Source organism: Bifidobacterium sp. UTBIF-68, assembly GCF_006408855.1.
Taxonomy (GTDB): Bacteria; Actinomycetota; Actinomycetes; order Actinomycetales; family Bifidobacteriaceae; genus Bifidobacterium; species Bifidobacterium reuteri.
Genome location: NZ_JFAN01000050.1, coordinates 1 through 13266 on the forward strand (window position 1 = coordinate 1; position 13266 = coordinate 13266).

The following is a 13266-nucleotide window of genomic DNA, read 5'->3' on the forward strand; positions in this document are numbered from 1 at the left end:
GAAAAAACCCCGGCAGGCTCGAGACAGACTGGCAATCAAAAAACGACTCTAAAAAGTAGTACAAACACGCTCTTGAGTTCTCAAACCACCACCACACACAAACCGATCCGGAAACCAACCATCAGGAGGAAACCCGAACCGCTCAGCGGCAGCGAGTAGATAACTTACACGAACACAAGAACAAACGCAAACCGGCATGCGAGAACCACGCCCAAATCGTTGAAACGACGGCGTTACACCGGCGTGTCGAAAACAACGTCCCCGACCCCCGACACCGCCAATATACCGCCGCAAACAACCGAAAACCACCCAACAACCGCTCCCCACCGGCGTGTTCCCCAACAATTCACCCACACGCAAACCCACGAGCAACAACAACGATTGTGTCACACTCACGCCAATCGACCGATGCACGAGCAAAACACGGCAGAATCGTTGCAGCACAGACCACGAAAAAGGCGGCAACCGGAGAAAACCGATTGCCGCCCAGGGATGGTCAGATGACGTGATACTCGCGTAGCAGGGTGACGATGTCGGTGCCGTCGAGCTTCTTCAGCACCTTGCCGAGCACAGCCTTTTCGATGAAGTTGAGTTTCATATCGGCCACCGGCTTGCCATCACGCAGTTTGACCGTGGCGTTCAGCAGGTTGCGCACGTCATAGACACTGCCCCACACCTCCGGCACACCGCGATCGACATCGAGCAGGGTATACACCGCCTCCATGCCGGTGCGCATCGAATACTCGGTAGTAAAGATCGTGTCGCGTGGGGTTTCGGCGAACTGACCGAGGAACGCGAAGTTCACGGCGCCATCCGGCACCACGTCCGGACGATCACCGGCGGCACGTGGCATGAAGAACGCTGTGATGTACGGCATCATGACCGGTACGGTGTTGGCGTGGCTCTTGGCAAGCGCCTCGATCTTGTCGGTCGGCACACCCATGTGGTAGAGCCACTCTTCGCAGATCTCCTCACCCGTGCATTCGGTCATCGGCTTCTTGATGTAGTTGCCGGGCTTGTCGGGGAACAGGCCGTACACCCACACGCACAGCTGGTCCTTGGGCTGGTCACGGAACTGCTGCTGACGGTTGAGCGTCCAGCTCATCAACCAGTTGGAGTCGGTGACGGTGACGATGCCGCCCGTCACCACATGACCGGTGAAGGGGTCGCGTTTGCAGATGCGCTTGATATACGGCGGAATCTCCCCGTCAAGCGTGGTGACGGTGGCGCTCATCCATTTGGTGGCCTGCGGATCGGAGCAGAACTTGTCGGGATGACCGAAGCTGGGATCCTGACGCGCGATATTGCGCCACATATCCCAGCCACCGCCGGGCTTCAGGTCCGGATTCCAAGCGGCTGGCGAGTGCTGCGAGCCCATGGTGGAGTTCTCCACGCAACCGCCGTTGGTGATGAATACGTAATCGTTCTCGGTCAGATCGATCGATGACTTCTCGCCCTCATGATCAAGGTCGATGCGTACGGCGAGTTTCTTGGTGGGGCTGGAGTACGGATTGCGCTTGAAGACACCGGAAGTCGCCTGGATCTTCAGAATCGTGTCCTGACCGACGCCGGTATGCTCACGCTTCGGCCCATCTCCGCCGCCGATGGCGAATTCGACGTTATCGACCTTGGTGTTGTAGTGGAATTGCACGCCATGGCTTTCCAAGTACTTGACCATCGGCAGAATCATCGACTCGTACTGGTTGTAGCGGGTGAAACGCAGTGCGGAGAAGTCCGGCAGACCGCCGATGTGATGAATGTAGCGCTTGATGTACAGCTTCATCTCGAGCGCAGAGTGCCAGTTCTCGAAAGCGAACATCGTGCGCCAGTACATCCAGAAGTTGGAGTTCAGCACCTCGTCGTCGAAGAAATCGGTGATCGGCTTGTCATACAATTCCTCGTCAGGCGTGAAGAACAGTTTCATGATCTCTTGCGAGGCCTTGTCGGACAGCCCGAACTTGCCGTTGGTGCCGGCGTCCTTGCCGAGATCCTTGGTGGCTCGGCATAGGGAGTAGTTCGGATCCTCCTTGTTGAGCCAGTAGTACTCGTCCAGCACGGAGATGCCTTCGGTCTCGATGGAGGGGATGGATCGGAACAGATCCCACATCACCTCGAAATGGTTGTCCATCTCACGACCGCCGCGCATCACGTAGCCGAGGCCGGGGATCTCGGCACCATCGCAGGCACCGCCGGGTACCGAATCCTTTTCGAAGATATGGATGTGGTCACCTGGCATCTGACCGTCGCGCACCAGATAGCACGCCGCAGATAGTGCGGCAAGACCTGTCCCGATGATGTAGGCGGATTTCCGATCGACTCCGGCAGGCTTCTTCGGACGGGCGAACGCTTCATAATTGCCGTTCGAGTAGTACATGATGCTCCTCCTTTGGAGAGTGTGTTGACATTCCGTCAACTTCTTGTATAGACATATTGTCGCATTATTTGCCGATTCGCTATAGGCAACTGTCGGCGTTGTGTGGGATTTCAGAAAACTCCCCTGATACGAGGGGAGTCAATGGATCAGATGTTGCCGCGCACGTGCTGGTCGGCCCATGACTGGGAGTGCGTGAACGTGGCCGGGTTGGCGCTGACGTTGGCATGCGGATCATCAAGCGCGTCGATGGCTGCGAGCTCGGCATCAGTCAGGTCAAAAGCGGCACTGGCCAGATTCATCTTCATGCGATCCACATGCTTGGACTTCGGAATGACGATACGGCCCTCCTGGGTATGCCAACGCAACACCACCTGCGCCGGCGTGACGCCATGTGCCTTGGCAGACGCAATCACAGGAGCAGATTCGATGTCCTTGCCGTGGCCCAGTGGGCTGTATGCCTCGGTGACAATGCCATGAGCCTTGCAGTACTTGAGATTGCCCGGCTGGGAATAACGCGGATGCACCTCAATCTGGTTGACCGCTGGCGCCTCGCCGGAATCTTCGATAATGCCGCGCAGATGCTCAGGCAGGAAATTGCTGACGCCCGGCACGCGAATCACGCCTTCATCGCGCAGTCTGAGCAACGCGCGCCATGTCTCCTTGTAGAAACCGGCTGCGGGGAAGGGCCAGTGAATCAGATACATGTCGACGACATCCACCTTCAGCTTGCGGCGGGATTCCTCGAACGCCACCATGGCGGAGTCGTAGCCTTGATCGCAGTTGCGCAGCTTGGTGGTAACCCATACTTTACCGGCCATGCCAGTGGCCTTGAGCGCGTCGCCCACCTGCTCCTCGTTGTAATAGGCTGCGGCGGTGTCGATGTGGCGGTATCCGATCTCCAGTGCCTCCTCGACCGCCCGCTGGGTATCCTCGGGAGGAATCTGGAATGTACCGAATCCGATCTGGGGAATCACGGAATGCGCCTTGTCGTTCAACGTCAGTTCGGGGGAAACCAGTTGCTGTTCGCTCATGACGATCCTTTCGCTATGGAAACGGATTTCCGCCTTCATGCTACTCCTGCGGCGCTCCGTTGCCGCCCTGCGCACCCTTATTTCGCCATTCGCATTCGGGCTTGTCCTCGACTAACGGAGCGGGTGAGCGGGATGGACGGGTTGGGCATCGTGGACCGGATGGACTGGGTGATTCACGAGGTCGCGTTCAATCCATGCCATGACAAGGTCGGCGAGACGGTCCACCTCGTCGTCGGTCAATGTGCGTCCTTGAGGAATGCGATGCCACTTCTCGATGCACCCACGGCAGCAGGTGGCCGTGGCATGCTGCGCGGTGAATACCGGATGGCCGCGCCATGGCGTCTGTCTGCCGTCGTTCTTCGGCTCTGCCGCACCGACCCGGTCGCGCAGCATCTCATGTGCATGGCGATTGATGACCGCCTTGCCCTTGTCGCGCGCATAGGCGCGGTCCTTGTCGCTCAATACGAACTTGGCGCGAAACTTCGAATGAGATAACCGTCCCAAGGTTTCCGCTATCCAGCGTTGCTCTTCGTGCTCCGCACCGTGCTGTTCTGCATCGTCCACAGTTCTATATGGTAGTGGCTTGTTTTGCTAATAATTGAGCACTGCATCTTCTGTCTCTCCCCCAGTCAGCTTCGCTGACAGCCCCCTCATCAGAGGGGGCCGAAGTACCACCTCTGTTTGTTTCACGGCAACGCAGGGTCCAATGCCACTTAGACAATTGCGAGACAGATCAGTAGTACCCGCAACTTACCCTCAGGCGGCAGGCAAACAGCTCGGACCGAACAGAATCTTGATCTCCGCGAACAGAGAGGTATCTCGTTTCACACGGAATCGATCACCGAACGTCAGCACTCGAGCATTGCCCTTGTCATCCATGACGGCGAGATGCACCTCGCTGTATCCGGGATGACTGGCGAGCACCTGACCGAGACGCGACATGCGATCACGCTCCAAAGCCGCAATCGGCAATGTGATCAACAGGGGGCGCTCATCCTCGGCCTCCAATGTCGGCACCTGCATTTCCGTAGCTCTCAGCGACACCGTTTCGTCACGAAGCTCGACCTGGCCGCGAATCTGCACCACGGCGTCGACGGCAAGTTCCGAAGCCGCTGCCTCATATACCTTGCCGAAGAACATGCACTGAATCGAGCTTTCCATGTCCTCGATGGTCACGATGGCCCAAGGATTGCCCTTCTTCGAGACACGCCTGTCGACACCCGTGACCAGACCCGCAAGGGTGACCTGCTGGCCGTCCGGCATGGTTTTGGCGCGGTCGATGAGATGCGCGATGGACATCTCACGCAGGGACGCCAATATAGACTGCATGCCGGAGAGCGGGTGGTCGGACACATACAGGCCGAGCATCTCGCGTTCGAAGTTGAGTTTGGTCTTCTTGTCCCATTCCTCGACGTCCGGCACCGTGACGGAGGCATCACCCATGGCCTCCGCTCCCCCGTCCTCGGTGTCGGCGAACAGGTCGAACTGGCCTTCCGCCTGTTTGCGTTTCAGGCTCACCACCGAATCGATGGCGGCCTCGTGCACCGTGAACAATGCCCGACGATTCGGGTCGATGGAGTCGAAGGCGCCGGCTTTGATCAGGGATTCGACCAGGCGCTTGTTCAGCGCGGTCAACGGCACTCGACGGATGAAATCCATGAAGTTCACGAACCTGCCGCGCGGTCCTTCACGTTCGGCGATGATATCGGCCACCGCCTTCTCTCCCACGTTGCGAATCGCGCCGAGGCCGAATCGCACGACGTCGCCGACTGCGGAGTATTCGTAGACGGATTCGTTGACGTCCGGGGAGAGCACCTGAATGCCCATGCGCCGCGCCTCGCCCAGATAGAGTGCGGTCTTGTCCTTGTTGGTGGCCGCGCCCTGCAGGAGGGCGGCCATGAACTCGACCGGATAATGGGTCTTGAGATACGCGGTCCAATACGAAATCAGACCGTAGGCGGCCGAGTGCGCCTTGTTGAACGCGTATCCGGAGAACGGGACCAGGATGTCCCATACGGCGTTGGCGGCTTCCTCGGAGTAGCCGTGTTCCTTCATGCCGGCGAAGAACGGTACCTTCTCCTTGGCCAGCACCTCCGGCTTCTTCTTGCCCATCGCTCGGCGCAGCACGTCGGCCTTACCGAGGGAGTATCCGGCGAGGATTCGGGCCGCTGACTGCACCTGCTCCTGGTAGATGATCAGGCCGTACGTCTCGTCGAGCACCTGCTTGAGCGGTTCCTCGAGCTCCGGATGAATAGGCGTGATCTTCTGCAGACCGTTCTTGCGCTTGGCGTAGTTGGTGTGCGAATCCATCGACATCGGGCCCGGACGGTACAGGGCGATCAATGCGGAGATGTCGTTGAAATTGTCGGGCCGCAGGGTCTTGAGCAACGAGCGCATGCCGTCGGAATCAAGCTGGAACACGCCCAGCGTGTCGCCTCGCGAAAGAAGCTGGTAGGTCTCTTTGTCGTCCAGTGGGATCTTCGTGTAATCAATCGCAGGCTTGCCGTTCGCCTCGATGTTCCTCAACGTGTCATGGATCACCGTCAAGTTGGACAGCCCGAGGAAGTCCATTTTCACCAGACCAAGCGTTTCGCATGTATGGTATTCGAACGTGGTGGTGATGGTGCCATCGGTGCGTTCCAGCAGAGGCGACGTGTCGGTGATCGGTGCGCTGCCCATAATCGTGGCGCATGCGTGTACACCGGTCTGGCGGATCAGGCCTTCGATGCCCTTCGCCTCGTCGGTGATGCGGCGTGCATCCGGGTCGGATTCGTACATCTCGCGGAACTCGCGGGCCTCGGCGTACCGTTTTGCCGTGGGGTCGAAGATATCGTGCAGGCTGATGTCCTTGCCGCCGGTCGCGGCCGGGGGCAGCGCCTTGGTGACTTTCTCGCCCACCGAGAATTCGTAGCCCATGATGCGGGCGGAGTCCTTCAACGCCTGCTTGGTCTTGATGGTGCCGTAGATCACACACTGCGCCACCTTGTCGGTGCCGTACTTCTCGCCGCAGTACTCGATCACACGGGCGCGACCCTCCGGGTCGAAGTCCACATCGATATCCGGCAGGGAGACTCGCTCCGGGTTCAGGAACCTCTCGAAGATCAGACCGTGCTGCAACGGATCCAACTCGGTGATGCCCATCGCGTAGGCCACCATGGCGCCTGCCGCCGAACCACGGCCGGGCCCCACCATGATGCCGTGGTCCTTGGCCCACTGGATGTAGTCGGCCACGACGAGGAAGTAGCCGCAGAACTGCATCTGGCAAATCACGCCGCACTCATAGTCGGCCTGTTTGAGCACCTCCAGCGGCGGATGGCCGTCATACCGCTTTTCGAGGCCCTCCTCCACCTTCTTCAAGAACAGGCTGGTCTCATCCCAGCCTTCCGGGCATTCGAAGCGTGGCATGAACGCGCCGTCCTCATGATCGTCGAACATCACGTTGCAGCGTTCCGCGATGCGCAGCGTATTGTCGCACGCTTCCGGGAATTCCTTGAACAGCGCGCGCATCTCCCCCGCGGTCTTGATGTAGTAGCCGGTACCGTCGAATTTGAATCGGTCGGGGTCATCCAATCGTGAACCGGAGTTGATGCACAGCATGGCGTCCTGTGCACCCGCGTCTTCGGCATGCACGTAATGCGAATCGTTCGTGGCCAACAGCGGTGCGTTCAGCTTCTTCGCGATGTCGAGCAGGTCCCGGGTCACCTGCGTCTCGATCTTCAGGCCATGATCCATGAGCTCGATAAAGAAATTATCCCTGCCGAAGATGTCCTGCATCTCACCTGCCGCACGCAGCGCCTCATCGAACTGACCCAGGCGCAGACGGGTCTGGATGATGCCCGAGGGGCAGCCGGAGGACGCGATTACGCCCTTGGAGTAGGTGGAGAGCACCTCCTTATCCATACGCGGATAGCGTTGGACGCGACCTTCGAGGTTCGCCACGGAACTGGCCTTGATCAGATTGACCAGACCCTCGTCATTTTCGGCCCACATCGTCATATGAGTAATCAGACCACCGCCAGAGACGTCATCGCGGCGCTGGGCTTCCGTGCCCCAGTGCACACGGGACTTGTCCTGACGCGCGGTTTCCGGCGTGACATACGCCTCGATGCCGATGATCGGCTTGACTCCATTGGACACGCAGTTGGTGTACATCTCGTAGGCGCCATGCATGTTGCCATGGTCGGTGATGGCGACGGCCGGCATGCCCAGCTCGGCGACGCGCTTCGCCAATGCGGGAATCTTCGAGGCACCGTCCAGCAGCGAATAGTGCGTATGGTTGTGCAGATGTACGAAGTTCCCGGTTTCAGCCATGAGGTCAACCATACCTTAGAGTCTTGTCGGCTATAAATATGTCCTGATTCCCCGCGCAGGAACAATATGCGTCAGCGGGCAATGCTTTTGCGAATCAAAATAAGGTGTCGAACTGTCGTTTATTCTTGCTGCGCGCTAAAGCCGTGGATCCCAAGATGTTCACTCTCGGCAGCCCCAGTTCCGCACATGTGTGCGAATCGAATGCGACGGCAACGGTTCCATCCACTTGTTGGATGAGCGATGTGAATCCCGACAGAGGGCGGGCACTGAGCACGATGGACCCTTCACGGACGAATCGCCTCTGCGGGAATTGTGCTATGCGATCCGCTACACCCCTGAGTCGTTCATCGTGCATCCAGTCGCCGATTGCCTCCGCACCGGAGGATGCATCATGCTGTTGTCCGAGTGCGCCGGACACCGCTCTGATGGCTTTCGCCAACCCGTACTTCACGTACTCCACTGTGGGTGCCACATGGCCCTCCCCGTATCGTTCGCGCAGCACCTTCAACGCGAGCGGGGCGATTCCCGATTCGTCGCGCAGCGTCACCACAGGGAATTTCGGATTCCTCCCATTGATGAAACGGCCCGCCGACATGCCAAGCTCCATCGGGTTCGTTTGAGTGATGCCCAATGCATGGCACACGAGACTGGCCCATGCTCTTCCTTCACTGTCGGCGAACACGTAACCCGATTCCTCAAGTTGTTGCTTCATGTCCGCGACCGCCAGCAGATACTCCTCCGCATGCACAAGTCCGATTGCGTACAGTTCCTGCTCCATACGTTTCCTGATATCATCGGTCATCGCACCATGCAGACGGTCCGCCCCGGCCTCGACCATCCGACGTAGAGCACTGGCTGCAGATTCTTCCGGGCAATAATTATGGGTCGGCATCAACGAACCTTCAGCTTGAGGATGAAATCCGGCCCGGCATCGTTCGGCGATAAGCAACGTATTGTCACATGCCTCAGGAATGTCCGCGAACAGACTTCTCATCTCATATCCGGACAGTATGTGATACCTTTCTCCATAAAGTCGGAACCGAGACGGATTGTTCCAACTGTCACCGGCTTCGATGCACATGCGCATCTCCTGAGCTATCCGGGCCGCGGGACTCGCATAATGCACGTCTGCGGTCGCCACCATGGGAGCATCGAGTTTGCGGGCAATTTCAAGCAGACCGGACCGCACCCGCCGTTCCATCTCCAGTCCGTGATCCATGATTTCAACGAAGAAATTCCCGCGTCCGAAGATGTCCTGAAGATCGCCTGCCATACGAAGGGCGTCGTCGAATTGTCCCAGCCGCAATCTCGTCTGAATCGCCCCCGACGGACAACCAGAGCCGCAGATCAGGCCTGCGGCATACCGTGACAACAGTTCCCGATCCATTCGTGGATATCGTCCGACTCTGCCTTCGAGATTCGCGGCGGATGACATCGAGAACATGTTTTCCAGCCCCTCGTCCGTTTCCGCCCACAAACTCAGATGGGTGACCCTTCCATTCCCTCCGACATCATCGGGATTCCGACGCCGGCGCGGAGTCGGATCCCATGAGATTGGTGACGTATCACGCCGATCGGTTTCGGGGGTGACGTATGCCTCCAATCCGAGTACCGGCTGTATCCCTGTCTGTCGGCAAGTCTTCCAGAAGTCGAACAGTCCGTTCACCACACCGTGATCGGTCAATCCGATAGCGGGCTGCCCTATGCCCACAGCCGTCTGAACCAATTCGCTGATGGATGAACCCCCGTCAATCATCGAGAATGAACTGTGCACATGCAAATGCACGAAACCATCACCGCTCGTCATTAATGTCCTTTCCGGAAAATGTATCGTATGCCGATCATCACATCTCGACGAGAAGAACAGTACATATCTACTGTTTGTCAATCCTTTTGTTGACGAAATATCCGATCATGTGCAGCTCGAACATGATGAGGACATCCGCATTGTTGACATCGCCTCGCCCCACCCCGTTGAGAAGCTATGAGACTTCACCTGCCGTCCGCCAACTTATAATGGCGCTCAAGAAAGTCGCCACGGAAGGCTTGGAGAGTGGACTTCTGAGAGGTGGAGTGGATGTCTGAATCAATGAAAAGCGCACCTTCCACGGCTGAAATCGTCGTGGAGATTCTTGAGCTGCTTGACGCGCATACCGATCGGGAGCATGGGGTCTCGGCCGTATGGATCAGCAAGCAACTGGGAGTAACCGAGAAGACCGTCCGAGGTCATCTGCACACCCTAGCGGCAATCGAACCGTTCGGTCGAAAAGTCGGAAAGCTAGAGCGGAAGGATCTCATCAACGCGCAAAGCATCGACCCAAAGACCGGTTGGTATATCGAACCCATATTCGATACCGCCCAGATGAGATTGCTTGCGGATGGAGCCGCATTATCTCGTTCGGACGGTGAATATCTCAGGGACCTCATTGCCCAGGTGTACGCCTTCGCGGGCCGCTCCGGGCAGCTCGACGGTCTTGGCACCCTGCTCACTCCGCCTCACTACAATCGGGAATTCCTAAGCAATGTGGAGCAACTCAACGATGCCATAGCTCATGAGCGCCAGATACGCTTCCACTATTGCACTTATGACGTCAACGGGGAACTGATCCCCCGCATCAACGCAGCAGGCAAGCCGAAGGAATATACCGCCGACCCCTACAATCTTCGATACAAGAATGAGAAATACTATCTCATCTGCCATCTGCAACCCTATGACGACCTGTCATATCTTCATGTTGAGCGTATCCGGAATCTCCGGGTAGAAGACGTCAACCACTCTATTCAACGTACGTTCGATAGCTTCACCGACGATGCAGGAAATCCCATAGACATCGCGGCCTTCATGAACGAACGCCCCTATCCCATCGATGGTGAGGCAGTCCCCATACGTTTACGCGTCGAGGGAGGATTGGAGCCCGTATTCGATTGGTTCAATGACGCGAAAGTGACGCAAATAGAGAAGAACGTCTACGAGGTGGTCATCAAGGCACCGCAATGGGCCACGGCCTTCTGGGCCCTGCAGTACACCAACAGCGGCGTCCATATCACGGTGCTCGAGCCCCAGTCCCTACGTAGTGAATTGCTCCGAGCCGGTCATACACTACTCAACCGTTATAGAGCATCAGAACGGTAGATATCTACCATCTTATTTTTCAGAACATACGATAGGAGGTACATAGAGGCATATCCGAAACAAAGCGATAATTATGAGTCATTCAAGCAGTATCCACCCCAAGAATATGCAACCAGTCTTCCCGGAGGAAACTAGCAGATACAACCGAATCACAAACCGGCAGCACCGCAACCATCGACGACAAAGGCCGCACCATCATTATCACCGTCCAGCTACGATGAAAGCCAATCGCATGCACGAAACAAAGCCGTCCGATAGAAGAACCTGCGACGTATTTTCCCTTGCTTTCATTCAGAAAGGCTGGTGCAATCAAAAAATTTGACTGCACCAGCCATAAATCAACTCCGCCCTATATGGCGAACAATCTCATCGCTTCCCTCACTAGCCGATCAGTACGCTTTTCAATTTCCTCAGCACCCCATTTATCCTTATCAACGACATCGCGATTGATACTCAGACCGTTACGATATCCTATGTTACGAGCAGCTTTATCCATTCTGTCACGCTTATGCTTAAAGTCCATAGTACCTAATTCACTATTGAACCCCGATAGAGTAAGATTACCAATAGTGTGCACATACTTATTCCGAATCTCTTTAGCATTCTCTTCGCCTCCAAGAGATTCAACCCATTCCTTTGTCATATGTTCCGTCTGGGGAAGAATATGCTCTATGGTCAAATAATACTGATTGCTCTTCGCAGTCGACTTCCTCCACAAATCAGACCAGCCTTCATCAGTCCTATCATGCTCCGCCAATGACGAAAGTATGAAACGTGTCATTCCTCTATTATCTTCATAAATCGGGCCACGCAACGCTCCCTCAAACTGTTCGTCGGACGCGACATTACCCTGATCAAACAGTTTCTCATGTACTTTTTGGCACACCGATTTTGATTTCACTTCCAAAGGACTCAAGTCTTTGATAATTAAAGAGAACAATCTTTGTATCGCATTCGTCGCTGGAAAATCAGTCAAATTTCGACGAACGAACCATATAACCAATTTATTAGCAATATCTGCTAATTCATCATCCAATAGCTCAAACTTTTCCCGATTCAACACGAGCCACATCAGCAGCATGTAACCGGATTCCCCTCCCGCATGCCTCAGTTCGAGGGCCTTAGCAGACAATAACGGTAGCCCAAAATCATCATCATCAAGATTACCCGTAAGCAAACCATAGACATGCGCAGCGTTGATGAGTGCATTCAAAAGTTCCTCAACGCCTTCTCGCTCCATCCAATCTTCGTATATGCGAATAAGAGTGGAACGAGTAGCAGGCTTCTTCATCGGATTTAATGCATTATAGTAATACCTCAGGAATCGTTCCTGACTATTACCATCCTGCCCAACGAATTCAATAACCTGCTTCCATTTTTCGTATGCTGTCTCAATATCGAGGTCACGATTAGCATCAGCCCTCGCAAGCATCTCGTTTTTTATCAAATCTATAGGAGATAAATCCATTCCACGATTATTCAAACTTTCAAATAGAGTAAAAGCACTGGCATGATCAGGAACTTCGATTTTCACAAGTACAGCATTTTTTACTCTATTCGCCATATCCTTCAATGCAGTAATCTGATCATCATCATCTTCAACTTGTTGCTCAATTCGATCAGAAAAGTATTTGTATGCTTGACTAATCCTTCTATTCCCCCAATATTTAGGTTGTTTTAGCTGAGACTCACCTGACATCACAACAAACTTATCAACAAGATATACATAATCATCTTCATTCTTCCCCTGTGACTGCAGAACCAAACGAGGATTCTTACCAAATGTAATCATGAACTTTAACGCCATGCAATCAAAATCATTATCTACCGATGTGATTCTGGACAATGCCTTGTATAACGCACACAATAGAATCGATAGGGAAGTCATACGCTGCTGACCATCAATCAATTCCAACTTAGGTTCAAGCGAATCCTCAGTATTACTAATGGCTATAATAGTTCCTAGAAAATGAGGACCGTCTTCTGTATCCAGCAATATATCATCATAAAGATCTTCCCACTGCTGTCTTCCCCAAGAGTATTCCCTCTGATATTTAGGAATCACATATTTCAATTTAGCATTTTGAGGATCTAATAACTCACGAAGATAATAGTCATTGGCTGAATTGATAATGCTGGTCCCTGCCATAACGATTCCTTTCTAATATATATTAATCAAATAATCTCATCAATGAGATACTATGACAATAGTTTTCACCCCATACTATTACACAGGCGGATCAACAGCACTGGAGGGATCTACGGATTCGGCATTGAGTGTGCAGAAGATGATTTCGGGGTTCTCCGACGTCGAAGCGCAGACCATCGATTTACCGTCCACGGGAATCATAGGAAGCGTCGACCGCGTGTAATCGGTTCCCGGAGGATCCCGGTACATTCGACCCAAGGAGGTAATC

At 54.9% G+C, this 13266-nt stretch carries 9 protein-coding genes; 2 read left to right on the top strand and 7 right to left on the bottom strand.

The features are described from left to right. Window positions 1–496: 496 nt before the first annotated feature. The 5 genes from BW14_RS11410 to BW14_RS12450 form a co-directional block, all read right to left on the bottom strand. Window positions 497–2374, bottom strand: coding sequence for an oleate hydratase (locus tag BW14_RS11410; RefSeq protein ID WP_044090317.1), 1878 nt, complete (start codon window positions 2372–2374; stop codon window positions 497–499). 146 nt (window positions 2375–2520) lie between these two features. Continuing rightward, window positions 2521–3405 (bottom strand): aldo/keto reductase, encoded by an 885-nt coding sequence (locus tag BW14_RS11415; RefSeq protein WP_140464160.1) that lies wholly within the window; start codon window positions 3403–3405, stop codon window positions 2521–2523. A 111-nt stretch (window positions 3406–3516) separates the two neighbouring features. Further along, window positions 3517–3969 (bottom strand): DUF4186 domain-containing protein, encoded by a 453-nt coding sequence (locus BW14_RS11420; RefSeq protein WP_140490718.1) that lies wholly within the window; start codon window positions 3967–3969, stop codon window positions 3517–3519. Between the two features lie 192 nt (window positions 3970–4161). Further along, window positions 4162–7716, bottom strand: a complete 3555-nt coding sequence (dnaE, locus tag BW14_RS11425; RefSeq protein ID WP_181162386.1) for a DNA polymerase III subunit alpha — start codon at window positions 7714–7716, stop codon at window positions 4162–4164. Window positions 7717–7810: 94 nt separating this feature from the next. Continuing rightward, complete coding sequence (locus BW14_RS12450) at window positions 7811–9523, bottom strand: PHP domain-containing protein (RefSeq protein WP_140490722.1); 1713 nt, start codon at window positions 9521–9523, stop codon at window positions 7811–7813. A 270-nt stretch (window positions 9524–9793) separates the two neighbouring features. On the opposite strand from BW14_RS12450, the gene BW14_RS11435 reads away from it, so the two are divergent. Next, complete coding sequence (locus BW14_RS11435) at window positions 9794–10849, top strand: YafY family protein (protein ID WP_140490724.1); 1056 nt, start codon at window positions 9794–9796, stop codon at window positions 10847–10849. Window positions 10850–10931: 82 nt separating this feature from the next. Here the strand turns inward: BW14_RS11435 and BW14_RS12070 are convergent, their stop codons facing one another. Further along, the gene (locus tag BW14_RS12070; protein ID WP_181162387.1) at window positions 10932–11162 is read right to left on the bottom strand and encodes a hypothetical protein; all 231 of its coding nucleotides are present in this window, start codon (window positions 11160–11162) and stop codon (window positions 10932–10934) included. 36 nt (window positions 11163–11198) lie between these two features. Further along, the gene (locus BW14_RS11440) at window positions 11199–12998 is read right to left on the bottom strand and encodes a DUF262 domain-containing protein (protein WP_140490726.1); all 1800 of its coding nucleotides are present in this window, start codon (window positions 12996–12998) and stop codon (window positions 11199–11201) included. A 52-nt stretch (window positions 12999–13050) separates the two neighbouring features. On the opposite strand from BW14_RS11440, the gene BW14_RS12075 reads away from it, so the two are divergent. Beyond that, complete coding sequence (locus BW14_RS12075; RefSeq protein WP_181162388.1) at window positions 13051–13221, top strand: hypothetical protein; 171 nt, start codon at window positions 13051–13053, stop codon at window positions 13219–13221. Window positions 13222–13266: the final 45 nt, after the last annotated feature.

What these genes read in the sequence shown, in the direction of transcription:
- BW14_RS11440 (WP_140490726.1), bottom strand. Translation starts at nt 12,998, where the DNA reads ATGGCAGGGACCAGCATTATCAATTCAGCCAATGACTATTATCTTCGT.
- dnaE (WP_181162386.1), bottom strand. Translation starts at nt 7,716, where the DNA reads ATGGCTGAAACCGGGAACTTCGTACATCTGCACAACCATACGCACTAT.
- BW14_RS12450 (WP_140490722.1), bottom strand. Translation starts at nt 9,523, where the DNA reads ATGACGAGCGGTGATGGTTTCGTGCATTTGCATGTGCACAGTTCATTC.
- BW14_RS11410 (WP_044090317.1), bottom strand. Translation starts at nt 2,374, where the DNA reads ATGTACTACTCGAACGGCAATTATGAAGCGTTCGCCCGTCCGAAGAAG.
- BW14_RS11435 (WP_140490724.1), top strand. Translation starts at nt 9,794, where the DNA reads ATGTCTGAATCAATGAAAAGCGCACCTTCCACGGCTGAAATCGTCGTG.
- BW14_RS11415 (WP_140464160.1), bottom strand. Translation starts at nt 3,405, where the DNA reads ATGAGCGAACAGCAACTGGTTTCCCCCGAACTGACGTTGAACGACAAG.
- BW14_RS12075 (WP_181162388.1), top strand. Translation starts at nt 13,051, where the DNA reads ATGACAATAGTTTTCACCCCATACTATTACACAGGCGGATCAACAGCA.